Genomic DNA, 24,496 nt, shown 5'->3' on the forward strand with positions numbered 1-24,496 from the left:
GGCGGAGGCGGTGGCGGCCATCGCCGAGACCAGCGCGGTCGTCGCGGCCAGAACCGCGCCGGCGCGCACGACGGCGTCGGTCGAGGAGTGGTTCTGGCTCTTGTTCTGCGCAATTCGGGCGCGGGCGGAATAGCGCCCCGAGGCAAGCTTCGGCACGGTGACCTCTCGACGCCTACGAGGTGAGCTGTCGGGTTCGGACGAGAGATGCTGTCCGGCCCGCCGGTCGAACCTGGCGGACTTCACCCCAAGGACGCAAGCGCCCGAAGGTGGGTCCCCCGCTCCTACCTGGCGGAATCTTCGGTCCGTGCACCTGGTGGTAGGACTCGGCGATCCAGGCGTTCGGGCGGCTCTGGGGGAGCCGCGAGACGAAACGGTACACACTCCCCCGCCATATGTCACGTTTCGATCACAGGGCGGTGACGGATCGGTGAGGAATACCACACCATGCTGTATGCCGGCGCCACGCCGGTCAGCGGCGGCTCCCGACGCTCACCACGACACCGCCTTTGGGGGTGTCCTACTGGGTCTGCACGAAGACGTGGTCGGCGATGTCCTCGGGCAACGAAACGCCCTCGGTGAAGTCGCGGGTGGCGCCCACCGCGAGCACTCGGCCGTCCTCGCGGCGGACGCGAATCGCCTCGCCGGGCCGCACGCCGGCCTCGGTGAGCAACTTCAGAGCCTCGTGGTCGATCTGGACCGGCTCGCCGATCCGGCGGACGGTGACATGGGCCTCGTCGCTGTCGGCGATGGCCGACATCGTCTCCAGCCCGGCCCGGAAGTCCTCGACGCTGGCCGCCTCGCCCAACTCGGCAAGCCCGGGGATCGGATTGCCATAGGGCGAGAGCAGGTCGTCACCGAGCAGGGCGATGATCCGGCGCTCGACCCGTTCGGAGATCACGTGCTCCCAGCGGCAGGCCTCGTCGTGGACGTACTCCCACTCCAAGCCGATGACGTCGACGAGCAGCCGTTCCGCCAGCCGGTGCTTGCGCATCACGCGGGTCGCGCGCTGCCGACCGAGGTCGGTGAACTCGAGGTGCCGGTCACCGGCGATCGAGACCAGGCCGTCGCGTTCCATGCGGGCGATGGTCTGCGAGACGGTGGGTCCGGAGTGGCCGAGGCGCTCGGCGATGCGGGCCCGCAGGGGCGGGATCCCTTCTTCGTCAAGTTCGAAGATGGTCTTGAGATACATCTCCGTGGTGTCGATTAGGTCACTCACGCGCGCCATCCTCTCATCGGCGACGCCGATCGAGCGCGCTCACCCAATGGGCGATCCACGCCGTGCCCGCGAGCGCGAGCCCCCCGACGGCCAGGCTCGCGCTCGCCAACCCGGTGGCCGCGATGATGGCGCTGACGACGAGCGGGCCGCCACTCGCGCCGATGTCTCCGCACAGGCGCCAGCCCCCGAGATATTTCGCCCGGTGCACCACCGGGGCGGTGTCGGCACCGAGCGTCATCACGATGCCCGATCCCAGGCCGTTGCCGACGGCCATCAAGAAGGTGACGGCGAGCAGGCCCGCCAGGCTGGCGGTCAGGGGGAGCACCAGGAAGCCCAGGGCCAGCAGTCCGGCGCACGGCACGGCCACCATCGCCCGCCCACGCCGGTCCATCACCCAGCCGGCCGGATAGAAGATGGCCACCTCGACCAGAGCCCCGATCGCGAAGACCATCGAGACCTGCGACGCGCTCAGGCCGATGTGCTCTCCCCAGAGCGGCAGCACGCTCAGTCGCACCGCCCGCAGCCCGTTGATCGTCATCGCCGAGGTCCCGAGGCTAGCCAGGACGCGCGTATGCCGGCGCAGCAGCGTCCACGTCGATGCCGGATCCGCGCGCCCCAGTTCGCGGGCCTCGTGACCGAGGTCGTCGACCCGGAGCACGAGCAGGAGCGCCGCCAGGGAGGCCAAGACGCTGGCCACGAAGGCGGCCCGAATCCCCCACTGGTGAATGACCGCCGTCCCGACCAGCGGGCCGATCACCATGCCGATCCGGTGGCTGCCGCCCAGCGTTGAGAGCGCCCGAGCGCGTAGGTGCTCCGGCACCGCGTCGATCATGAAACCCTGACGCGCCAGGAGGAAGACACTCCACGTCATCCCCGTGACGAAGGCCGCGGCCCCAAGGACGAGAACCGAGAGCGCCGACGATGCGATGGCGGCCGTCAGCGCGCCCCCGACCGAGGCGATGACCATCGCCCGCCGCTCGCCGATCCGCGCGATCATCGCCCCCGCGGGAAGGGAGGCGCACAGCTGGCCAACGCCGAGGAGCCCGGCAACCAGCGCGGCCTGCCCGACAGTGGCTCCGAGCTGGCGCGCCAAGAGCGGGACGATCGGGATGGCCGCGCCGTAGCCAATCCCCTCGAGGATCGTCGGCCCGTATGCCGCGACCGCCACCGAGCGCAGCCGGAAGTCCTCCCTGGGCGGGCTGGTGGTCATTCCAGCGAGCCTAGACATCCGCACCGACAACCCGCCGGTTCGCGCTCGGGTCGGCCCCCGCGTGGACAGTCAGGCGATGCGCACCGGCTCAACCGATGCGAACCGGTTCAAGCGCCGCGAACCGGGTGCACCGATGCACCCCTGGGCTCGGCGCTACACACCTGGTGCCTACGCCGCGGGCTCAGGGTTGTCGGCGCGAGATCGCCCAAGCGGCGGCGTCGGCCAGGCTGCCCTCGGCCACACGGGCATACACGATCCGGTCGTGCAGGCGATCGGGGCGCCCGGCCCAGAACTCGACCTCCTCAGGCACGATCCGGTAGCCGCCCCAGCGCGTCGGCACGGGCACATCGTCGGGCGAGCCGGTGTCCGGCCAGCGGGCCGCCAACTCGGACGAGCGCGCCTCCAACGCGCTGCGCGAGGCGATGGGCGCGGACTGCTCCGACGCCCAGGCCGAGATCCGCGATCCCCAGGGCCGGGTGACGAAATAGTCGCGCACGAGCTCGTCCGGCAACTCCACCGCACGTCCGCGGAAGCGGATCGCCCGGAACATCGCCGGCCAGGTCAAGGTTGCAGCCACACCAGGATTGGCCGCGAGCTGGCGACCCTTGGCCGAATCCAGGTTGGTCACAAAACCCGGACCCTCCGGCGTAAGGAAGCGCATCAACACCGTCCGGACGTCCGGCAGCCCCACAGCGTCCACGGTGGCCACGGCCATCGCGGTCGGTTCGGGCACATCGCCGCGCTCAGCCGCCCGCGCGACGGCAGCGTCGATCCAGGCGGAGGCGACGGCATACGGATTGTCCGCGAGACCGCCGATGTCGACGGCGTCACCGGTGTAGGAGATGCGAGGAGCCAGCGGATCCGGTGCCATGGACCGAGCGTATGCCTGCGCCCCTTGCGGACGTGATGCCGCGAGTGTCGGCGGTGGCGTGCAGAATAGGCACGCCAACAGGCAAAGGAACAGTCTGGGATGGGGTAGCCATGAGCGACAACGACGTCAAGCACGGCCTCGAAGGGGTCATTGCGTTCGAATCCGAGATCGCGGAGCCCGATAAAGAAGGTGGCGCGCTGCGCTATCGCGGAGTCGACCTGAAGGACCTGGTCGGTCGCGTCAGTTTCGGCCAGGTGTGGGGTCTGCTGGTCGACAATGCGATGGATCCGGGGTTGCCGCCGGCCGAGCCCTTCCCGCTGCCCGTCCACACCGGCGACATCCGCGTCGATGTGCAATCGGCCCTGTGCCAGCTCGCGCCGCTGTGGGGCTTCCGCCCGCTTCTCGACATCACCCCCGAGCAGGCACGGGAAGACCTCGCGCGCGCCTCGGTGATGGCGATGTCCTTCATCGCGCAGTCCGCGCACGGCCTCGGCACACCCATGGTGCCGCAGAGCAGGGTCGATGAGGGCAAGACCATCGTCGAGCGGTTCATGATCCGGTGGCGCGGTGAGCCGGACCCCGCCCACGTCGAGGCGATCGATGCCTACTTCATCTCGGCCGCCGAGCACGGTATGAACGCGTCCACCTTCACCGCGCGGGTCATCGCCTCCACCGGTGCCGACGTCGCGGCGTGCCTGTCCGGTGCCGTCGGTGCCCTCTCCGGCCCGCTGCACGGGGGGGCGCCGTCGCGCGCGAAGCACATGATCGAAGGTGTGGAGCGCTCGGGCAACGCCGAGGAATACGTCAAGGGCGTCTTCGACCGCGGTGAGCGGTTGATGGGCTTCGGGCACCGCGTCTATCGCGCCTATGACCCGCGGGCCGCGGTCCTGCGTGACACCTGCAAGCGGCTCGGCGCCCCGCGCTACGAGGTGGCGGTCGAGTTGGAGAAGGCCGCCATCGCGGCCCTCGCCGAGCGCTATCCCGAGCGCAAGATGGAGACCAATGTCGACTACTGGGCGGCCGTGCTGCTCGACTTCGCCGACGTGCCGGGCGAGATGATGACGCCGCTCTTCGTCTCGGCGCGCACCGCGGGCTGGGCGGCGCACATCTTGGAGCAGAAGAGGACCGGCCGCCTGATCCGGCCGTCCTCGAAGTATGTCGGCCCGGGTCCCCGTCCGTTGGAGGACGTCCAAGGCTTCCGCGCGCACAGCTGACTCGAAGACGATCGCACCGGCCAGGCGATGTGAATATCCCTGCGCCACAATGCCAACCGGCGCCTGCCCCGTTGGGGGCAGGCGCCGATTCGATTCGTTGCGGGGTGCTTCGCCTCGGTCCCCGCGACGTCTCGACGCGTTCGACCCCGCGCTCCGTGCGCGTCGGTCGCAGCTCGTCGAGTCGAGCCTCAGCGGCCGCGGTAGCCGGGCACCGGCGGGTTGAAGACGTCCAGCGTCCAGGCGTCGAACTTCTTCAGCCAGGTTTTGATGTGGGTCATGGCGAACCTCTTTCGGGAGTGATTGGTGTGCGTGTCCTTCGGGCACTTCCTTGTGACTCCTCCTCAATGGTGCGACTTTTGCTTCCATAACTCAAATGTGAAAAACGCAATTGATACATGCGCATGACGCATGCTTTAAGCCTCAGCGCGTTTACGGCATACGGCTGGGTCCGGCCGTCCCGGGTGGCGGGACGTGGCACCGGTCACGGGGGCGGCTTTGTCAGACTTGAGCACGTGACTGCAGACCTGAGTGACCTCCGCCTTCCCGACGACCTGCGGCCGGCCGACGGCCGTTTCGGGTGCGGCCCGTCGAAGATCCGGCCCGAGCAGATGGCCGCGCTCGCCGAGATCGGGACCACCGTGCTGGGCACCTCCCACCGTCAGGCGCCCGTGAAGAACCTCGTCAAGGCCGTCCGCGAGGGCCTGGCCGAGCTCTTCCAGCTCCCCGAGGGCTACGAGGTCGTCCTCGGCAATGGTGGCTCGACCGCGTTCTGGGATATCGCCGCCTTCGGCCTGATCCGCGAACGCAGCCAGCACCTGGCCTTCGGTGAGTTCTCGGCGAAGTTCGGCTCGGTCACCAAGGCCGCGCCCTTCCTCGGAGAGCCGACGATCGTCAAGGCGGACCCGGGCACGCTCGCCACGGCAACGGCCGAGGCGGGCGTGGACGCTTACGCCTGGCCGCACAACGAGACCTCGACGGGCGTCATGGCGCCGGTTCACCGGGTGCCCGGCGCCGACGACGACGCGCTCATCCTCATCGACGCCACCTCCGGCGCCGGCGGCCTGCCCGTCGAGATCGCCGAGACCGACGTCTATTACTTCGCGCCGCAGAAGTGTTTTGCCTCCGACGGTGGCCTGTGGCTCGCGCTCTTCTCCCCCGCCGCCCTGGCCCGGGTCGACGAGATCACCGCGAGCGGCCGCTGGGTGCCCGACTTCTTCAGCCTGCCCACGGCGATCGACAACTCGCGCAAGGAGCAGACCTACAACACGCCGGCCGTCGCGACTCTCGCGCTCATGGCCGAGCAGCTGCGCTGGATGAACGAGAACGGTGGCCTGGCCTTCACCACCGGCCGCACGGCCGACTCCTCCTCGCGCCTGTATGCCTGGGCGGAGGCGTCCGAGGTCGCCACCCCCTTCGTCGCCGACCCGGCCGCTCGCTCGCAGGTCGTCGGGACCATCGACTTCGTCGACTCGGTGGACGCGGCAGCGATCGCCAAGGTGTTGCGCGCCAACGGAATCGTCGACACCGAGCCCTACCGCAAGCTCGGTCGCAACCAGTTGCGCATCGCGATGTTCCCGGCCGTCGACCCCGACGACATCACCCGGCTGACCGGCGCCATCGACTACATCCTCGAGCGCCTGTGACCCGAGCCGGGGCGAGCCCTCCCCGTCTCGGCTCAGGTCACAAGCCCGAGAGGGCGGAGGCGAGGACCAGGGCGACCATGCCGATCAGCACCACGAGCGTCACGATCCGGCGAAACCGCGGCGTCATCGTGCCGGCTCCGGGACCGGGCGGGTGACGGCCCGGGTCGAGATCTGCAGGTGCGGGCGGGCGGACGCGGTGAAAGTCACCCGGACATTCTCGCGCCGCCACAGGGAGATCGCGACCAGGAAGAGGGTGATCGCCAGCGCCAACGGCCCGATCCCGATCGTCCAACGAGCCCCGAAGGCGTCCCCGATCCACCCGATCAGGGGTGCGCCGAAGGGCGTACCGCCCATGAAGATCGCCATATAGAGCGCCATCACCCGGCCGCGCATCTCCGGCGCGGTCCGCAACTGCACCATCGCGTTCGCCGTCGTCAATGCGGACAAGGCGGCGAGACCGACGGGGATCAGCGTGAGGGCGAACACGGCATACGTCGGGGCGAGCGAAGCGGCCGCGGCCGAGACGGTGAACAACGCCATGGACACCACGAGGTGCCGCAGTCGGGGGTTCGCGCGCCGCGCCGAAAGCAGGGCGGCGGCGAGCGAACCGATCGCCATGATCGAGCCGAGCAGCCCGAACTCGGTCGGCCCCTTGCCGAAGATCTTGGTCGCCATCAGTGCCATGGTGATCTGGAAGTTCATCCCGAAGGTGCCGAGGACGAACACCAGCCCCATGACCAGCTTCAGATCCGGCCGTCCCCGCACATAGGCCAGCCCCTCCCGGATCGATCCCTTCCCCCGGGTGACGGGTGCGGGGGTCAGGGCCGCCGGGTCGAGGCGTGTCAGAGCAAGGAGGACCGCACCAAAGGTCGCGCTATTGATCAGCAAGCCGACACCGGTGCCCCAGGCCGCGATGACCAGGCCGGCGGCTGCCGGGCCGATCAGGCGGCCGGCGTTGAACGAGGCACTGTTGAGGGCAACGGCATTGGCCAAGCGCGCGGTAGGCACCATCTCCGAGACGAAGGCCTGCCGCGCCGGATTGTCGAAGGCCGTCGCGATGCCCTGCAGCAGCGCAAGCACATAGACCTGCCACAGTTGCGCCCAGCCGAACACCACGAGCAGCCCGGTGACCAGCGAAACCAGCCCGAGCGCGGTCTGGGTGACCATCAGCAGGGCTCGCTTGGGGAAACGGTCGACGACCGCGCCCGCCCACGGCGCGAGCAACAGGAAGGGCAAGAACTGCAGGCCGGTGACGATCCCGAGCGCGCTCGCCGAGTGCCGCGTCAGGTCGACCAGCACCAGCCAGTCCTGCGCGACGCGCGCCATCCAGGTGCCGATATTGGAGACGAGTGCGCCGAAAAAGTAGATCCGGTAGTTGCGGATGGCCAGAGAGTGGAAGGTCGGACTCATCCGGCCCCGCCCGTATGCCGTGCCCGCCGCCCGTTGGTGCCCGCGCTCACGCCTGGGCCACCTTGTGCAGGATGGCGCTCGCCTGCCGCAGGACCTCGCGCTCCTCGGGCGTCAGATTGCCCACGCGCGAGGACATCCAGCCGTCGCGGGCGGCGCGGATCGTGGCGACCTGGGCGGCGCCCTCGGGGGTGAGCGAGAGGATCACGCAGCGCCCGTCGTCGGGGTCGGCGGCCCGGACGACCAGGCCGCGCTCGACCAGGCCGTTGGTGGTCCGGGTCATGCTCGGCGCGGAGACCTTCTCGATGTCGGCGAGTTCGCGCGGCGTGCGGGGGTGCTCGCCGAGCCGCACGAGGACCGAGAACTGATGCGGCGCAAGCGAACTGCCGCTCTCGAACCGGACTCGGCGGGAGATACGCATGCACGCCAGGCGGATCTCGGTGGCGAGTTCGGCGATGGCCGCGTCGGTCGGCATGACCCTTAGCTTAGCTCATTACCTTTGCTAACTAAATGCCGCGTTGAGTCAGCCGCCGCGCCCGCTTGCGCGGGTCGCGCCTGGGCGTAGGGGTCGGCGGTTCGAACCGCCGACCCCTACGCAGAGCGCCGGACCGTGCACGACCCGGCGGCTCAAGGCCCTGGATCAGCCGACCCCGAGCAGCGACTTGACCGGGTCGATCGCGAAGTAGAGAACGAACAACGCAGCCGTGACCCACATCAGCGGGTGGATCTCGGCGATCTTGCCCTTGGCCAGCTTGATCAGCACATAGACCACGAAGCCCGCACCGATACCGACGGTGATCGAGTAGGTGAAGGGCATCAGCACGATCGTCAAGAACGCGGGGATCGCGATCTCCAGGTCGTCCCAGTCGATCTCGCGCACCTGCTGCATCATCAAGAATCCAACGACGACCAGGGCGGGGGTGGCCGCCTCATACGGCACGACCGCAACGAGCGGCGCGAGGAAGGTCGCGAGCAGGAAGAGCACGCCGGTGACCACCGAGGCCAGCCCGGTCCGCGCTCCCTCGCCGACGCCCGACGCCGATTCGATATAGGACGTATTCGACGACACCGCCGCCGCGCCGCCGGCCATGGCCGCCACCGAGTCGACGATCAGGATGCGCTCAGAGTTGGGCGGCACGCCTTCGGCGTCGTTCAGGCCCGCTTCGGCGCCGATGGCGACCATCGTGCCCATGGTGTCGAAGAAGTCCGCGAGCAGGAGCGTGAAGACCAGCAGGACCGCCGAGATCACACCGATGGCCTTGAAGGATCCCAGCAGGTTGAAGTCGCCCAGCAGTCCGAAGTCCGGGGTGCTCGCGACCGAGCTCGGCAGTTTCGGGACGTTCAAGCCCCAGCCGGTCGGGTTGACCAGCTCGCCCTTGTCGTTCTTCTGCGCGCCGATCTTGCCGATCGACTCCACGATGATCGCCAGCACGGTGGCGGACAGGATGCCGTAGAGGATCGCGCCGCGCACCTTGCGCACCAGCAGGACGACGGTGATGAACAGGCCAAGCACAAAGACGAGCAGCGGCCAGCCGACGAGGAAGCCACCGACGCCGAGCTCACCCAGCGGACCGCCAAAAGACTTGCGCACGAAGCCTGCGTCGACGAAGCCGATGACGGCGATGAACAGGCCGATGCCGACCGAGATCGCCGTCTTCAACTGCGGCGGCACGGCGTGGAAAACCGCCTGCCGGAAGCCGGTCAACACCAGGATCGTGATGATCAGGCCTTCGATGACCACCAGGCCCATGGCGTCCGCCCACGTCATCTCGGGCAGCTTGGCGATGCCGAAGGTGACGAAGGCATTGAGGCCGAGGCCCGTGGCGAGCGCGAGCGGGAAGTTCGCGACCACGCCCATCAAGATGGTCATCACGCCCGCGACCAGGGCCGTCGTCGCCGCCACCATGGCCAAATTGGGGGCCGCGCCGCCGCCGAGGAATTTGCCGGTCGAGTCGGTCTGCGTGCCGATGATCAGCGGGTTGAGGACGACGATGTACGCCATCGTGAAGAAGGTAGCCAGGCCACCACGGAGTTCGCGCGCGACGGTCGAGCCGCGCGCGGTGATCTGGAAGAAGCCGTCGAGGCCGCCGGCTGCGGGGGGCGGCGGGGTGCGCCGGTCCCGGACTTGGGGGTTCGCCATGGCGCGCATGGTATTCAACGGTGCAGGTGAGCCGGTCGGTAGGCTCAGGCTGTGAGCACGCTACGCCGCGACAACGGCCTCGCCCCGACCGCGCCGGAGCCGATCGCCTTCCGGATGGACCGGATCGTCCTGATCGGGATCGGCGTCTGGGTGCTCGCCCTCGTCGCGACCCTGACCATCCCCGCGCTGCGCGACGGCGACCGCGCGTGGTGGAAGTGGGCGTGCCTCACCGGCATCGCACTGGGCGCGCTCGGCTATCTCTACGTGCGCCGCGGCCGCGGGAATGCCGCCGACGCCCATGGCTCCGCGCCCGCCAACCCGCAGGACTACTACTGACCGTCGGCTCGGACCGTCGGCTCGCGTTCGTGGCCGCCCTGACCCTTCTGCCGTATGCCGAGTCCGACCTGCCGGACTTCGCTCCCGTCTTCCGGGCGATCGTCGATGCCGGTGAGACCTACGCCTACCCGACGGGGCTGTCCGACACCGCGATCCAGGCTCTGTGGTGGGAGGCACCGCCCGGGCATACGGTCATCGCCCGCGACGCCGGCGGGCGCTTCCTCGGCAGCGCCAAGATGGGCCCGAACCGCCCGTCCCGGGGTGCGCATATCGGCACCGCGAGCTTTATGGTCGCCGACGCCGCCCGCGGCCTCGGGGTCGGCCGGGCGTTGCTGGACTATGTGATCGACTGGCATCGCCGCGCAGGTTTCGCCGGGATCCAGTTCAACGCCGTTGTCGAGACCAACACCGCGGCGGTGCGCCTGTGGCAGTCGGCCGGCTTCGCGATCATCGGCACGGTGCCGGGTGCCTTCGACTCGCGCGCCCACGGCCGGGTCGGCCTGCACGTGATGTTCCTGCCGCTGACCTGAGCCGCGCGTCAGGGGGTCAGGACCGCCTGCTGGACCAGGGCGGCATACGTCTTGATGCCGGCGGTCGTCATGTGGACGCCGTCGGTGTTGACGTATTCAGGGTGCCCGTCCGAGACGGACGCCCAATCCGCGATGTGCACGCGCGGGCGGGCGGCGGCGACGGCCCGCACGGTCGCGACATTGGGAGCCATCCAGGGGCGTGGCACGCGCGGGGTCACCAGCACCACAGTCGCGGCCGCGGGGATCGCGTCGATGGCGGCGATCAGTTGCGACTTGTCGATGATCCCGTTGTTGCCGGTGTGGATGAGCACGACATCCTCTGGCAGCGTGGGCGCCTCGCGCAGCAACTCGGGCAGCAGCGTCCACGACTGCTCACCGATCTGGGCGCGCAGGACCACATCGGCGAAGATCTTGCGCAGCCGGGGCGTGGCCCCCAACGCGACCGAGTCGCCGTAGACCGCCATCGTCATCGTGCCGGTTGCGCCCGGACGAATCTTCAGCGGCGGCGTGGTCGCGGACCCGGTGGCCGTAGGCGTGGAGGGCGTCACGGAGGGGAGAACGAGACGGGCCGGCGCGGCAATCGTCGTCGGGGTGAATGCGGCGGCGGCCACCGTGAGCACGGTCAGTGAGGCGAGCCCGCCGGTGACCAAGCCGGTCGCGGGCAGGCGCCAGACCTGCCAATCCCGCAGGCGTCGCCAGGCTCCCCGGATGCCGTAGCGCCGGGTCGGCGTCTCGACGAAGCGATAGCACAGCTCGGAGACGACGCCGAGTAGGGCGAGTCGCAGCACCAGATTCGCCGCGCCGGTGAGCGGCACATCGAGAGTCGGCCGGGTGAAGACAAAGACCGGCCAGTGCCACAGATAGAGCCCGTATGACCGCTTCCCCACCGCCGCGAGCGGCGGTGCGTCGAGCAGCCGGCCCAGCGGGCCGGGGCGGCTCGCCGCGGCGACCAGCAGCGCAACCACGGCGGCGAAGGCGACGAATCCGAAGCGGTAGAGCGGCACCGACCAGGAGTCGAGCGCGGCATACGCCCAGATGACGGCGGCGAGCGCGGCGACGCCGGCGAACGTCATACCGGCACGGGCGGGTGAGAGCGGTGGGCGGGCGCGGGTGAAGCCGCGTCCGCCACGCCACACCGCGAGCGCGGAGCCGATCAGGACGGCGCTCGCGTGCGAGTCGGTGCCGAAGTAGTAGCGCGACGGGTCCGCGGTCATCGGTGCGCCGGAGGCGTGGGTGCCCAGGCCCATGACCAGTCCCGACGCGGCGGCCAGCAGCAGGGCGACGGCGAGCAGGCGCCTGCGCCGGGCGGCCACCGTCGCGGCGCTGGCGAGGACCACAGCGACGATGAGCGGCCAGAGCAGATAGAACTGCTCCTCCACGGCCAGGGACCACAGGTGCTGCAGGGCCGGCGGGCGCCCGGAGGCCTCGAAATAGGAGCGCTGGTGCAGGACGTACCACCAGTTGGAGGTATAGGTGGCGGCCGCCGCGAGATCGCCGAGGTAGCTGCGCAGATGGTCCCGGTCGAGGATGAGCTCGGCGATCGTTGTGGCGGCGAGCGTGACCGCGAGTGCTGGCAGCAAGCGGCGCGCCCGGGCCTGCCAGAAGTGCCGCAGATCGACGCGGCCGTGGAAGGAGCGGGCCCACACCTGCGAGGTGATCAGATAGCCACTGATGACGAAGAAGACGTCGACCCCGAGGAAACCGCCCGGCAGCCAGGGCAGGTCGAGGTGGAAGAGGATGACGGCGATGACCGCGACGGCGCGCAACCCGTCGAGCCCGGCCACCTTGGGCAGCCTGGTCCGCGTGGCTCCAGCGAGGGCCCGTACAGGCGCTAGCGCGCCGACCTGGGTGCGGGCAGCGTCGATGGCGTGATCCCCTCTCGCGCGTGGAACTCGACCAGTATGGGGCCGCGACCGGGCGAAGAGCGGGAAGCCACACCGCTGGCGCAGGGTGAAATATGCACGTCTGACCAGGTCAGGCCCACAGCCAGGCCTTGGGGGAGCCGGCAGCCACGCCGGACGATGATCCCTGCGCCGAGGTCGTCAGAAACTCGGTGGCGCGAGGCGGGACTTTCCGACGGGGTCAGGGATCGCCGGGCGGCGATCAGAGCTCGTCGACAGTGAACTCGTCGACGATCGGCTCGGGGATGCGATCGGGCTCCGGCCGGTCCATGTCGGTCTCCGAGTGCGCCCCGCACCCGTGGTCGCGGCTGACGACGGTGCCGTCGGAGGGCGACCAGGCGTTGGCGCAGATCCCGAACACCGCACGGAGCGTGCCGGCCAGGGGCACGTAGTAGCCGCACGACGCGCAGTGCGCGGGCGCCTTGACGGCGACCGGGGCGGCCGGGCCGTGCGCCCCTTCGTACCAGCGCTGAGCGGCCTGGTCGCGCCCCTCGGGCGAGAGCACGCGGGGTCGGCCCAGGCCGAGCTCCCACAGCGCCACCGCGTCGACGTCCTCCTCGCCGGTCGCCTCGAAACCCTGCTCCAGACAGGGATCGTCGGCGACGAAGGGGGTGATATCGCCGGGTCCGATGTCCCCGGGAGCCAGCCGATCGGCATACGGCAACCAGGCGGGGGCCAGCAGGGCACCGTCGGTGGGCAGCAGCGAGGACTCGCAGACGGTCGCGACCTTCGCGCGCGGGGCGCGCGCGACCGAGACCGCCCACTGCCAGCCCGGATAGGCCGCAGCGAGGCAATCGAAGTAGTGCACCGCGAGGCGATCGGCCAGCATCGCGACGCCGCGGTGCTCTCCGATCGTGCCCGGCTCAGCGGCTTCGGTCAGCGCCGCCAGCGCGACGTCGGCAGCACCGACGAGCACGGCATCCGGCTTGACCGCGGCAACCATCAAGGCTCGAGATCCGCCGCGACGGCGCGCAGGACCTGCGCCACCTTGGTGGCGATGCCCTTGTCGGGGTAGTGGCCCTTGCGCAGGCTGGTGGAGACCTTGTCGAGCAACTGCATGACGTCTTCGACGATGACGACCATGTCCTCGGTGGGCTTGCGGTCGCGTTCGCGACGGTTGGCCTGCACGCTGGGCGCGGGCTCCAGGACGTGGACGGCCATCGCCTGGGCACCCTTGCGGCCGGTGGCGACGCCGAACTCGATGCGTGTGCCCGCCTTGATCGTGGTCAGCCCCGCGGGCAGCGCATTGGCGTGAAGGAAGACGTCCTCGCCCTCGTCCGCGTCGATGAAGCCGAAACCCTTGTCGGCGTCATACCACTTGACCTTGCCAGTAGGCACCGTGCACCTCGTGAAGTCGTACCGAACGGGCGCGCCGATGCGCGCCCGCTGTGCTAAGGCTAACGCGCCCCGCGCCCGGCGCGCACCGCGTTATGCCCGCAGGTGGGCGGTGATGCCCCACTCCGCGGCCCAGCTCGAGCCGGGCGCGATCCAGGCCAGGTCGGTTCCGGAGTTGAAGGCGTCGGCCGGGCAGGACATCGGCTCGATGGCGATCCCGGGCGGATAGGGGCCATCGAGCGGCAGCGTGACCTTCTCGTCGAACACCTGCGCCCACGGGAGTTCTTGGCTGCCCCAGACCTCGACCCGGCCGGCGGGGACGCCGTCGAGGGTGATCCGCCACCGCTCGCCGTCGCGCACGAAATCGGTGTATGCCGTGTCCAACCCCACCGCGCCCAGCGCACTGCCCGTCCGGAAGTCGTAGGCCGTTCCCTCCACGGGGACGGAAGCCACCGGAAGCAAGCGTTCGGGATCGACCGTCAGATACGACTCGGCCGGCAGGGTGAGCGTGACGTCGGCGGGCGCGGCGCCGCCAGTCGCGACATACGGGTGGGCGGCGAAGCCGAAGGGCACCGGCTCCTCGCCCGGGTTATGGGCGTGGACGCGGACGGTCAGCCCCTCCGGGCCGAGGCGATAGACCAGGCCGAGGTCGAGATACCAGGGCCAGCCGGGCTGGGGGTGGAGGCGATAGCGCACCTCGACGCTGTCCGCGGTCTGGGCCACGAGTTCCCAATTGACCCAGCGGACGAGGCCGTGGCTGGCATTGTGGCGGGCCACCTCGCTGATCGGCAGTTGCTGGTCGGCCCCGCCGAGGTGATAGCGACCGTCGCGGATGCGGTTGGGCCAGGGCATGAGCACCTGACCCCGGCCGTGGGCGCACATCCGCTCAGTGACATAGCCGGCGACCACGGGGATCTCGCCGACGTCATAGGTGCGCAGGCCCCCGCCCACCTCGACGACGATTGCGCGCTGGTCGCCGTGGGAGATCAGCCACTGGGCGCCCGATGGGCTCGGTGCGGTCATGCCCTGATCGTGCCAGGTCACTTATCCTGGCGTCACCCACCCAGGAGCCCGCCATGACCGACCCGACCCGCCCGCTGCCCGATCTCGGCGCGCCCCGGTCGCGTGTCCAGGACGCCCCGCCCGGGCGGTATGTCCCGCCGCCGGGCACCCCTGATCCCGCGGCCACGCCCTATCCGTCGAGCCCCTATGGCCCCGCGGGCGGCGCGAACCCGTATGCCGTCGGCTCAGCGAGCGGGCAACCCACCGCCGCGCCGAATCCCTATGCCGTGCACCAGGATCCGTCCGCCCTAGGTGCGTATGCCGCCGGGCACTCGAACGGCTCCGCGATCACCTTGGTTGTGCTCTCGGCACTGTGCATCTTCCCGCTCGCCCTCATCACCCAGATCCCCGCGCTCGTCCTGGGGATCATGTCGCTGGCCGCCGGGCGGGCCGAACCGGCGCGCGCGGCGCGCCTGGCACGGGCCGGCTGGTGGGCCTTCGCCGGTGGCCTCGTGCTGATCGTCGTGCTCGCGCTGGTCATGCTCGCGGCTCTGATCGGCCTGATCACCGCCTTCCTCGGCCTCCTCGCCGGCTGACGCTGGTATTCACCGCTGCCCTCGAGCACATTTCTCCTGGCATTCGGTATCAGGTGGAGGTCGAAGTACTCCCTAGTCGGTGACGCACCCCACGATCGACAGGAGCACACCATGCGCGCGACCTCACTCGCCGTGGCCAGCCTGGCCGCTGGTTGCCTCGCCACCCTGACCGCCCCGGCCCAGGCCGCCTATCCCGGCACCAACGGCCGAATCGCGGTCGAGACCAACTCAGCCATGTTCACCATCGCCGCCAAGGGCGGCAGCATGGTCTCGCTCGGCCCAGGCACCGGCCCGCGCTGGTCGCCGGACGGCGCCAAGCTCGCCTTCGCCTACCGCGGCGCGATCTGGACGATGAACGCCAACGGCACCGGCCGGATCAAGATCACCTCAGGCACCGGCCATGACGTCAACCCGACGTGGTCCCCCGACGGCAAACGCATCGCCTTTTCGCGCTCGGTCACCGGTTCGAAGACCGGGCGGTCACTGGCCGTCGTCACCGTTGCCACCAAGGCCGTTGCCGCCCTCACCGCGAAGAACGACGGGTGCGCCTTCGACCCGACCTGGGCCAAGACCGGACGCTATGTCGTCTACATCGACCAGTGCCCGACCGGTTCGGATTCCACGGACACGATCCGCAAGGTCGACACAACAACCGGTGCCGTCAGCACCATCGTGCCGGTCACGGGGGTGGCGGCCTTCGGCGGCAAGTGGGCGCACTACAGCGGTCGCGCCGACGTCCTGGCCAGCGGGACGAAGATCCTCTGGTACGGGTACGACACCGACACCTACGAGACCTCTCTCGTGACCAGTGACCTAGCCGGCGGCAGCGTGACGTATGTGTCCGGGACGGACGCCGAGTTCGCCTCGGGCGACCCCGCCGCGTCGCCGGACGGGAAGTTGGCCGTCAGTGGCTACGGGTATGACGTTTCCTCAGTCGAGTCTTTCTGTCTGTCCTCGGGCTGCACCGGGACATTCGACTGGGACATCCCCAGCGGCGCCTGGGCGACCTCGGTGGATTGGCAGCCCCTGCACTGAACCGGGCCCCAGCACCGGGCCGGCGGATGACTGCTACCGGCGGTGGTCGCCGGGCCCGGCGCATGGCGCATCGGCATCGCGCCGCGATCGCGCCACGGGGCTGCCGGGTAGGACGGCTCTTGAGCCGGCATACAGCCAACTCCCAGGTTGAGTTGTCAATCTCGACAGCATGAGCACAGGGGAACCCGAGGCACGGCTGCTCGTCGTCGAGGACGAGCCCAACATCCGCGAGTTGCTGGCGACCTCGCTGCAGTTCGCCGGGTTCGAGGTGGTCACCGCGGGCGACGGCCGGGCTGGCGTCCGCGCGGCCGCGGAGCACGATCCCGACCTCGTCGTTCTCGACGTGATGCTCCCTGACATGGACGGCTTCGAGGTCACCCGCAAGCTGCGCGAGAGCGGCCGGCGGGCACCGATCGTCTTCGTCACCGCCCGCGACAGCGTCGATGACAAGATCAAGGGCCTGACCGTCGGCGGCGACGACTATGTCACCAAGCCCTTCAGCCTCGAGGAGGTCGTCGCCCGCATCCGCGCGGTGCTGCGGCGCACCCGCGGCGAGGTCGACGAGGGCGCCGTGTTGCGCTTCGAGGATCTCGAGATCGACGAGGACACCCACGACGTGCGGCGCGCGGGCCGGCCCATCGACACCTCGCCGACCGAGTACAAGCTGCTGCGCTATCTGATGCTCAATCCCAACCGGGTGCTGTCGAAGGCGCAGATCCTCGACCACGTCTGGGACTACGACTTCCGGGGCGAGTCGGGCATCGTGGAGTCCTATATCTCCTACTTGCGCAAGAAGATCGACACCGACGGCCTGCCGCCCCTGATCCACACCAAGCGTGGGGTCGGTTACGTCCTGCGCAAGCCGCCGGCGTGAGCCAGGACCTCGCGAGCACCGAGCCCGCGCCGGGCGCCCCCTCCGTCCCCGACCGCGCCCAGGCGTGGCTGCGAAGGGTGCCCACGCTCCTGCACCGCACCTCGCTGCGCGCCCGGCTCATCGCGGTCACCCTCTGCCTGCTGGTGGTGGCGCTCGCCTTGTCGAGCTCGGTGATGGGCTATCTCATGCGGCGCGAGCTGATCGCCCGCGTCGATGACAACCTGCGCCGCAGCTCGACCTCGGTGGCCAACCAGGCCCTGAACCAGCTACTCGCCAATCGCGAGACGATCCGGCTGCCCAGCGTGTATGCCGTGGTGATCTTTCCGCAGTCCGGCACCGGGGCGATCAAGATCCCCGCCACCGATGTCGACGCCGTGCCCGCGCTGTCCGCCATGACCCTGGCCGACCCCAGGGTCGACAACGGCGAGGCCTTCACTTTGGGCACGGCCGGGTCAGACCTGTTGTGGCGCGGCGTCGCCCGCGCGCTGGACGACGGCACCGCGGTAGTCGTCGTCGCGCAACCGCTCAAGGACGTCTCGACCACGCTGAAGCGCTTCGCCTTGCTCGCTGCCTTGATCTCGCTGGCGACGCTGGCGGCCTTCGCGCTCGTCGGCTGGCTGGCGGTGCGCCGGGCCTTCCGGCCGCTGACCGAGATCGAGAACACCGCGAGGGCGATCTCCGCCGGCGATCTGAGCCGCCGGATACCGACGACCGATGCTCCAGAAGAGGTGGCGTCCTTGTCCACCTCCCTCAACGCGATGCTGACCCATGTCGAGGAGTCCTTCGCCGTGCGCGAGGCATCGGAAGAACGGATGCGCCAGTTCGTCGCGGACGCCTCCCACGAGTTGCGCACACCCTTGGCGACCGTGCGGGGGTATGCCGAGTTGTATCGCCAGGGTGCTGTGCCCGAGCAGGCGCTCCCCTCGACAATCGGACGGATCGAGGGCGAGGCCTCCCGGATGGCTCACTTGGTCGACGATCTGCTGCTGCTTGCTCGCCTCGATGAGGAGCGGCCATTGGAGAAGACGCCCTTCGATGTGACTGTGGTCGCGGCCGAGGCGGTCCAGGCGGCCCGCGTACGCGACCCGGCCCGGCACATCACGCTCACCGGACTCAGCGGTGCGCTGACACCGCTGGAGTTGCAGGGTGAGGAAGCCGGGATGCACCAAGTGCTCGGCAACCTGCTGACCAATGCGATCAGGCATACGCCCGCGGGGACGCCCATTGACGTGGCGGTGGGACGCAGCGCGTCCGGTGTTGTCATCGAGGTCCGCGATCACGGTCACGGGATCGACGAGGCCGCGAAGTCACGGATCTTCGAGCGCTTCTATCGCGTCGACTCCGCCCGCACCCGCGCGAGCGGTGGCACGGGCCTCGGACTGGCCATCGTCGCGGCGATCGTGGCCCGCCACGGCGGGCGCGTCGGAATCGCGACGACCCCCGGCGGCGGGGCGACCTTCGTCGTGGAACTGCCCGCGCCCACATACTCAGGCAACTCCCAGGCGTAGCCCAGCATCGTCCGAAGTTGACCTACTTAACTGGTCATCACCACCAAGGACGACAGGAGCGCCACGATGACGCAACCGGGCACGCCGACGGGATCGACCACCCCTCCGACCACGTCGCCTGCGCCAGCCGAGACCGACCACCCCATCTCCGAACCCACGGCTCCGCTGTGGTTCGGCGACCGGTCCGGCCAGCGCTACCCGGGCGCGACGGCGCCCACTCCCCCGTCCTGGGCCGGTTCCGGCCCGGCGGCGCCCCCGACGACCCCTCCCTCCTCCCAATCGTCGGGGGCCCGCCGCGTCTGGCCGGCCGTGTTGACGGCATCGCTCCTGTCCGCCGCCTTGGCGAGCGGCGGGACGTATGCCACGGTGCGCGCGGCGGACGGCAATGCGACCTCCCCTTCCACAGCGTCGTCCGCCGCCAGCCCCGCCGGCTCGTCCGCGGGCGCCCAGCAGATCCGCCAGGTCAACCCCAATGCGCCTGACTGGACCGCAACCGCAGCCACCGTGACCCCGAGCGTGGTCGCGATCAGCCTGCAGGTGCAGGGCGGTTCGGCGCAGGGTTCGGGCGTCGTCATCGACTCCTCGGGCCACATCCTGACCAACAACCACGTCGTCGACGGCGCGGTCGAAGGCACCATCGAGGTCACGCTGGCCGATGGCCGCAAGTACCCCGCGACAGTCGCTGGCACCGACCCGTCGACGGATCTGGCAGTCATCACCGTCAAGAACCCGCCGAGCGACATGAAAGCGATCGCCATGGGCGACTCCGACGCCCTTAAGGTCGGCGACCCAGTGATGGCTGTCGGCAACCCGCTGGGCCTGGCCTCCACCGTCACGACGGGCATCGTCAGCGCCCTCAACCGGCCGGTGACGACGGGTGACTCGCAGGCGCAGTACGGGCAGCAGCAGACCGAGCCGGTCTATACCAACGCCATTCAGACTTCGGCCGCAATCAACCCCGGCAACTCCGGTGGGGCGCTCGTCGACGCCGACGGCAAGCTCATCGGCATCAATTCATCCATCGCCAGCACCGGCTCGAACTCGGGCAATATCGGTATCGGCTTCGCCATCCCGGTGGTGGAGGCGCAGGCGATCGCCACGCAGCTGATCGCGAGCGGCAAGGCCCAGCACGCCTACCTCGGCGTCACGCTGCGCGATGGCGAGGCGACCGACGGCTCCGCGACGCGGGCCGGCGCCCAGGTCGGCGAGGTCTCGCCCAACACTCCGGCGCAGGCGGCCGGACTCCAGGCCGGCGATGTGGTCATCGCGGTCGACGGCACCCCGGTGGAGTCGCGCGACTCGCTGATCGCCAAGATTCGCGCCGAGCAAGTCGGCAGTACGGTCAAGCTGACGGTCATCCGCGGCGGCGCTCGCCAGGACGTGTCGGTCACCCTGGCCGTTCGCCCCGCGACGGCCGGCTGACCCCCGAAGCGTTTCTTCCCTCCCACGGCGGGGGCACCTCGAAGGCGGTCGAGGTGCCCCCGCCCCTGCATGGTTGGCGCTGGGCGGCTTTCCCGCCCGATGCCACAATCCCCTTGTTCGCACGGGGAAGGGCTTGCGTTGCGGACAAGGGGTTTGTCGTGCGCATGGGTGGCCAGGTCGGTCAGGACGCCGGTATGCCGCCTGGCACCGTCCCAGTCGGCCCGGTCCCGGTCGTCGGGTCGGCGTCACCGCTCGTCGATGAAGTCCTCGAGCTTGTCGATCGCCGATCGCGCCCGATCCGGGTTGGCGCGTGTGTAGTCCTTCGCCTTGGTCACCGCGTCCCCCACATTTGGGGCGCCGAATTGGTTCGGGCTCTCGGACATTGCTGCCTCCTCACATCAGCCGGGCTGCCCCCGGTCGGAGCCCCCGTCGTTTCGTCCACCCTGGCACGCCGGCGACGCCGACTCGGGCGAAGAGGCTCGGTGACCTTTGCGGCCGGTCGCTCACCCCGGCCTGTCATCGCGGACGCCCGGCGGGACCACCGGGGTCCAGGGTTGGGACCGGATCCGACGCAACCGACCCGGGTCCCCGCCCTGGCGAGATCACGGTCCGAGCCCGGCCGGAACTCCCGGCGACCTGTCCGACGCGCAAACCACTTGCCCCGGGCGGCTGCAGACGGCAGGCTAGATCCTCGTGCCTGAAATCGACCTTCTCCATGAACAGGCGCACCTCGCGGCAGCACGAACCGCGCTGGCCCGCATGCGCGAACGCACCGAAGCGATCGAGGTCAACGCGGCCGACCCGATCGCCGCCGCCTACTTGGCCCGCACCCTCTATTACCGCGCTGCCGCACTCGCCGACGACCCCGGGACGGCGCTCTTCTTCGGGCGACTCGACACCGCCGACGCCGACCGGTGGTACATCGGCCGACGCCACGTCAGCGACGAGGCCGGCGACCCCATGGTCATCGACTGGCGCGCCGCCGTCTCGACTGCCTTCTACCGGGCTACTCGCTCGGAACCGATGGGCATCACCCTGCGCCGACGCTTCGGCATCGCGGGGGGCGAGATCACGGCATACGAGGATGAACACCTCACCGATGCCGCCGAGCCCGAGTCGCGCAGCGCGATCCTCGCGGCCGAGATCGAGCGGCCCCGCGTCGGCCCGATGCGCGACATCGTCAGCACCATCCAGCCCGAGCAGGACGAGATCGTGCGCGCCGACGCCGACACGACCGTCTGCGTGCAGGGTGCCCCCGGGACCGGCAAGACCGCGGTGGGCCTGCACCGGGCGGCGTGGCTGCTCTACGCCCACCGCGATCGCCTTGCGCGCCAAGGAGTTTTGGTCATCGGCCCTAACCGCGCCTTCCTCGATCACATCGGGGCGGTCCTCCCCGCGCTCGGCGAGGTGCGGGTCGGGCATACGACCATCGCGGACCTCGTCGCGAGCCGGCCCGCGCGCGCGACCGAGGCACCGCGGGTAGCCGCGCTCAAAGGCGACGCCCGGCTCGCGGAGGTGCTCCGGCGCGCCGTCTGGGCGGCCGTGGCGACACCGAGTCAGGCCCTGGTCGTCCCACGCGGCGCCCGCAGATGGCGGGTGCCGGCCTACGACGTCGCCGATGTCATGGACGAATTGCGCTCTCGCGGAGCGAGATTCCACGCGGCTCGGGCGATGTTCCCGCAACGGCTGGCGCATCACGTCCTGCTCGCGATGGAGCGGGCCGGCGAGAGCCCCGACGACCGCGTCCACGACTCCGTCGCCCGCAACCCTGCGGTCAAGTCCTATGTCGCGGCGCACTGGCCGACCCTCGACCCGGCCAAGGTCCTGCATCGACTTCTCAGCGATCCCGAGGCCCTGTCAGCTGCGGCAGACGGGGTTCTCTCGGTCGACGAGCAGCGAATGCTGTTGTGGGACAAGCCACCTCGCACCGCCGGCTCCGCCAAGTGGACCACCGCAGATCTGGTGCTCGTTGACGAGCTCACCGACCTGCTGGATCGCACGCCCAGCCTCGGGCACGTGATCCTCGACGAGGCGCAGGACCTCTCCCCCATGCAGTTGCGCGCTGTCGGCCGCCGCGCCTCGACCGGGTCGCTGACCGTGCTCGGCGATATTGCCCAGGGCACGACGCCCTGGGCGACGGCGTCCTGGGCCGATGCCCTCACCCACCTCGGCAAGCCCGACAGCCATGTGGAGGTCCTAGCCCGCGGCTTCCGCGTGCCCGCCAGCGTGATCACGTATGCCGCGCGCCTCCTCCCGCTGATCGCCCCCGGTCTCGCGGCCCCCGAGTCGGTGCGTGACAACCCGGGCCGGTTAAGCGAGCACGCGGCGACTGCGGCTGAGATCTCAGATCGCCTTGTCGCCCTTGTCCATGCGGCGGTCCAAGCCCCTGGGTCGGTCGGCGTGATCGCGCCGGATGCCGATATCGACCGGCTCTCAACGGCCCTGAGCGGGGCCGGCATCGAGCACGGTGTGCTCGGGAGCGATCACGGCGATGTCGAGCATCAGGTCGATATCGTGCCGGCGACTATCGCCAAGGGCCTGGAGTTCGACCGGGTCATCGTTGTCGAACCCGCGGCCATCGCCGCCGCCGAGCCCGATGAGCGCACCGGCCTGCGCCGCCTCTATGTCGTCCTGACCCGAGCCGTCTCCGAGCTCGACATCCTGCACTCCGGCCCCCTCCCCAGCGCCCTTGGCGGCTGAACGGGCACGCTGTAACTGAGGCGCGCCGGCCGGGGTACGTTCGGGGCATGCGGGCGCTGCGTTACGAGACTTTCGGCGGGGCGGTCACCATCGTGGACGCCCCCGACCCGACGCCGGGCCCAGGGGCCGCGATTGTCGAAGTGGCCCGGACCGGTCTGTGCCGCAGCGACTGGCACGGCTGGCGCGGCCACGACAGCGACACGGCGCTGCCCTGCATCCCCGGGCACGAGTTCACCGGCACGGTGATCGAGGCACCGGAAGCGCCCGAGTGGCTCGGCAAGCGCGTGGCCGTGCCCTTCGTGATGGCCTGCGGCACCTGCCCCGAGTGCACGCGCGGCCACGGCCAGGTGTGCCGGGCGCAGCGGCAGCCGGGCTTCACCGACCAAGGCTCATTCGCGGCATACGTGCCGGTGGTCGCGGCACGCGTCAATCTGGTGGCACTCCCGGACGCCATCGGCGACGATGCGGCGGCCGCGCTCGGCTGCCGCTATGCGACCGCGTGGCGGGCGTTGACCGCAGTCGCACAGCTGCAGGAGGGCGAACGCCTGGCCGTGTTCGGCGCCGGCGGTGTCGGCCTCGCCGCGATCCAGATCGCGGTCCATCTCGGCGCCGAGGTGCTCGCCCTGGACATCTCGTCAGCCTCGCTAGGGCACGCGATGTCGTTGGGCGCCAGTGCTGAACGGATCGACGCCACGGATTCGCCACAACACATCGCAGATCACGTGCGCACGCTCTGGCCGGACGGGAGCAGCGTCAGCATGGATGCCCTGGGCTCACCGGTCCTGGCGAGCGCCGGCGTCCTCGGCCTGGCCCGGGGCGGGCGGCATGTCCAGGTCGGCCTGCTCGCCGAGCCCCTGAGCGTGCTCCCCCTGGGCCGTGTCATCGCGCACGAACTGCGCATCCTCGGCTCCCACGGGATGGCTGCGTCCGACTATCCGGCCCTGTTGGATGCCGTCGAGAGCGGCCTCGACCCCGCCGCTCTCGTCACGGCTACCTTGCCCCTGGCCGATGCTGGTCCCGCGCTGATGACGATGGACGCTCCCGACGCCCCGCGCGGGGTTCGATTGATCGATCCCCGCCGGTGATCCGCCAACCGTTTGAGTAGTCCGACTCAGGCGTCCCGCCTGGGGCTGCGACCACCATGGATGCATGGCCGCAACGCACGTGGATTCCGTCCGCCACCTCGAAGCCGAGTTCGCCGAGGCAATGACCCGCATGTATGCCGTGGGCAATGGTCTCGCCGCGCTCCGTCAGCGGCTGCTCATCGAGCAGGGCGCCGTTGCCGCCCCGACTCCGGTCGCCGCCCCGCGGGGGGAGGCGGCGACCGGAGTCCCGGACATCCCGGTCTTCACCCGCGGAACCGTTTCGGCCTCTGCGGGATTCGGCGGTGGCGCCGCATCCTCGACGGACGAGCGCTCCGCCGCTGCGGCGAGCGACGCGATCCTCGTGCCTGGTCCGGCAGTCGGCACCTCGGGCACCGGTGTGCGTTCGGGCGGGCTCGCCCCCTCCGCCGTGGCCGGACCCTCGGCTCCGACGATCGCCGGAACGCGCAGCCC

The 24,496-nt window shown here is 70.1% G+C and carries 23 protein-coding genes and 1 riboswitch; of the genes, 12 read left to right on the top strand and 11 right to left on the bottom strand.

Annotated elements, in window-relative coordinates:
• Positions 1–157: 157 nt before the first annotated feature.
• A riboswitch (cyclic di-AMP (ydaO/yuaA leader) is annotated at positions 158–339 on the bottom strand.
• Positions 340–517: 178 nt separating this feature from the next.
• From PKH97_RS02775 to pdxH, 3 genes are all read right to left on the bottom strand, one after another.
• Positions 518–1,216, bottom strand: a complete 699-nt coding sequence (locus PKH97_RS02775) for a metal-dependent transcriptional regulator (RefSeq protein WP_324385879.1) — start codon at positions 1,214–1,216, stop codon at positions 518–520.
• Positions 1,217–1,229: 13 nt separating this feature from the next.
• Complete coding sequence (locus PKH97_RS02780; protein ID WP_324385880.1) at positions 1,230–2,426, bottom strand: MFS transporter; 1,197 nt, start codon at positions 2,424–2,426, stop codon at positions 1,230–1,232.
• Between the two features lie 181 nt (positions 2,427–2,607).
• Positions 2,608–3,297 carry a pyridoxamine 5'-phosphate oxidase gene (pdxH, locus tag PKH97_RS02785; RefSeq protein ID WP_324385881.1) on the bottom strand — a complete coding sequence of 230 codons (690 nt, stop codon included), beginning with the start codon at positions 3,295–3,297 and terminating at the stop codon, positions 2,608–2,610.
• Positions 3,298–3,407: 110 nt separating this feature from the next.
• On the opposite strand from pdxH, the gene PKH97_RS02790 reads away from it, so the two are divergent.
• Positions 3,408–4,511, top strand: a complete 1,104-nt coding sequence (locus PKH97_RS02790; protein WP_324385882.1) for a citrate synthase 2 — start codon at positions 3,408–3,410, stop codon at positions 4,509–4,511.
• Positions 4,512–5,035: 524 nt separating this feature from the next.
• A complete protein-coding gene (gene serC / locus PKH97_RS02795; RefSeq protein ID WP_324385901.1) occupies positions 5,036–6,154 on the top strand; it encodes a phosphoserine transaminase in 1,119 nt (372 codons plus the stop codon).
• Between the two features lie 123 nt (positions 6,155–6,277).
• Here the strand turns inward: serC and PKH97_RS02800 are convergent, their stop codons facing one another.
• The 3 genes from PKH97_RS02800 to PKH97_RS02810 form a co-directional block, all read right to left on the bottom strand.
• On the bottom strand, positions 6,278–7,564 hold the full coding sequence (locus PKH97_RS02800; RefSeq protein WP_324385883.1) for an MFS transporter: 1,287 nt from the start codon (positions 7,562–7,564) through the stop codon (positions 6,278–6,280).
• A gap of 46 nt (positions 7,565–7,610) precedes the next feature.
• Entirely contained in the window at positions 7,611–8,036 is a 426-nt protein-coding gene (locus PKH97_RS02805) for a MarR family transcriptional regulator (protein ID WP_324385884.1), read from the bottom strand.
• A 165-nt stretch (positions 8,037–8,201) separates the two neighbouring features.
• On the bottom strand, positions 8,202–9,701 hold the full coding sequence (locus tag PKH97_RS02810) for an NCS2 family permease (protein WP_324385885.1): 1,500 nt from the start codon (positions 9,699–9,701) through the stop codon (positions 8,202–8,204).
• Between the two features lie 51 nt (positions 9,702–9,752).
• Between PKH97_RS02810 and PKH97_RS02815 the strand changes: the two genes are divergently transcribed.
• Together PKH97_RS02815 and PKH97_RS02820 are read left to right on the top strand one after the other, a co-directional pair.
• The gene (locus tag PKH97_RS02815) at positions 9,753–10,037 is read left to right on the top strand and encodes a DUF2530 domain-containing protein (RefSeq protein ID WP_324385886.1); all 285 of its coding nucleotides are present in this window, start codon (positions 9,753–9,755) and stop codon (positions 10,035–10,037) included.
• Between the two features lie 29 nt (positions 10,038–10,066).
• Positions 10,067–10,567, top strand: coding sequence for a GNAT family N-acetyltransferase (locus tag PKH97_RS02820; protein WP_324385887.1), 501 nt, complete (start codon positions 10,067–10,069; stop codon positions 10,565–10,567).
• A gap of 8 nt (positions 10,568–10,575) precedes the next feature.
• Here the strand turns inward: PKH97_RS02820 and PKH97_RS02825 are convergent, their stop codons facing one another.
• The 4 genes from PKH97_RS02825 to PKH97_RS02840 form a co-directional block, all read right to left on the bottom strand.
• On the bottom strand, positions 10,576–12,351 hold the full coding sequence (locus tag PKH97_RS02825; RefSeq protein WP_324385888.1) for an acyltransferase family protein: 1,776 nt from the start codon (positions 12,349–12,351) through the stop codon (positions 10,576–10,578).
• A 319-nt stretch (positions 12,352–12,670) separates the two neighbouring features.
• Entirely contained in the window at positions 12,671–13,411 is a 741-nt protein-coding gene (locus PKH97_RS02830) for a DUF3027 domain-containing protein (RefSeq protein WP_324385889.1), read from the bottom strand.
• Positions 13,411–13,806 carry a cold shock domain-containing protein gene (locus PKH97_RS02835; protein WP_324385890.1) on the bottom strand — a complete coding sequence of 132 codons (396 nt, stop codon included), beginning with the start codon at positions 13,804–13,806 and terminating at the stop codon, positions 13,411–13,413. The genes PKH97_RS02830 and PKH97_RS02835 overlap by 1 nt, the downstream gene beginning before the upstream one ends.
• A 90-nt stretch (positions 13,807–13,896) precedes the next feature.
• Positions 13,897–14,826 carry an aldose 1-epimerase family protein gene (locus tag PKH97_RS02840; RefSeq protein WP_324385891.1) on the bottom strand — a complete coding sequence of 310 codons (930 nt, stop codon included), beginning with the start codon at positions 14,824–14,826 and terminating at the stop codon, positions 13,897–13,899.
• Positions 14,827–14,879: 53 nt separating this feature from the next.
• Between PKH97_RS02840 and PKH97_RS02845 the strand changes: the two genes are divergently transcribed.
• The 5 genes from PKH97_RS02845 (at position 14,880) to PKH97_RS02865 (ending at position 20,240) form a co-directional block, all read left to right on the top strand.
• Entirely contained in the window at positions 14,880–15,401 is a 522-nt protein-coding gene (locus PKH97_RS02845; RefSeq protein ID WP_324385892.1) for a hypothetical protein, read from the top strand.
• A 111-nt stretch (positions 15,402–15,512) separates the two neighbouring features.
• Positions 15,513–16,436: a hypothetical protein gene (locus PKH97_RS02850; protein ID WP_324385893.1), complete on the top strand. Its 924-nt coding sequence runs from the start codon at positions 15,513–15,515 to the stop codon at positions 16,434–16,436.
• A 169-nt stretch (positions 16,437–16,605) separates the two neighbouring features.
• Positions 16,606–17,310: a response regulator transcription factor gene (locus PKH97_RS02855; RefSeq protein WP_324385894.1), complete on the top strand. Its 705-nt coding sequence runs from the start codon at positions 16,606–16,608 to the stop codon at positions 17,308–17,310.
• The gene (locus tag PKH97_RS02860) at positions 17,307–18,818 is read left to right on the top strand and encodes a HAMP domain-containing sensor histidine kinase (protein ID WP_324385895.1); all 1,512 of its coding nucleotides are present in this window, start codon (positions 17,307–17,309) and stop codon (positions 18,816–18,818) included. Before PKH97_RS02855 ends, PKH97_RS02860 begins: the two co-directional genes overlap by 4 nt.
• A 66-nt stretch (positions 18,819–18,884) precedes the next feature.
• Complete coding sequence (locus PKH97_RS02865) at positions 18,885–20,240, top strand: trypsin-like peptidase domain-containing protein (protein WP_324385896.1); 1,356 nt, start codon at positions 18,885–18,887, stop codon at positions 20,238–20,240.
• 245 nt (positions 20,241–20,485) lie between these two features.
• Here the strand turns inward: PKH97_RS02865 and PKH97_RS02870 are convergent, their stop codons facing one another.
• Positions 20,486–20,623 carry an antitoxin gene (locus tag PKH97_RS02870; protein WP_324385897.1) on the bottom strand — a complete coding sequence of 46 codons (138 nt, stop codon included), beginning with the start codon at positions 20,621–20,623 and terminating at the stop codon, positions 20,486–20,488.
• Positions 20,624–20,933: 310 nt separating this feature from the next.
• On the opposite strand from PKH97_RS02870, the gene PKH97_RS02875 reads away from it, so the two are divergent.
• The 3 genes from PKH97_RS02875 to PKH97_RS02885 form a co-directional block, all read left to right on the top strand.
• On the top strand, positions 20,934–22,940 hold the full coding sequence (locus PKH97_RS02875) for an AAA family ATPase (protein ID WP_324385898.1): 2,007 nt from the start codon (positions 20,934–20,936) through the stop codon (positions 22,938–22,940).
• A gap of 47 nt (positions 22,941–22,987) precedes the next feature.
• Complete coding sequence (locus PKH97_RS02880) at positions 22,988–24,025, top strand: alcohol dehydrogenase catalytic domain-containing protein (protein WP_324385899.1); 1,038 nt, start codon at positions 22,988–22,990, stop codon at positions 24,023–24,025.
• A gap of 64 nt (positions 24,026–24,089) precedes the next feature.
• Positions 24,090–24,496, top strand: a 407-nt coding sequence (locus tag PKH97_RS02885) for a hypothetical protein (protein WP_324385900.1), incomplete at its 3' end; no start/stop codon positions are given.

This window comes from Nostocoides sp., assembly GCF_035343835.1.
Taxonomy (GTDB): Bacteria; Actinomycetota; Actinomycetes; order Actinomycetales; family Dermatophilaceae; genus Nostocoides_A; species Nostocoides_A vanveenii.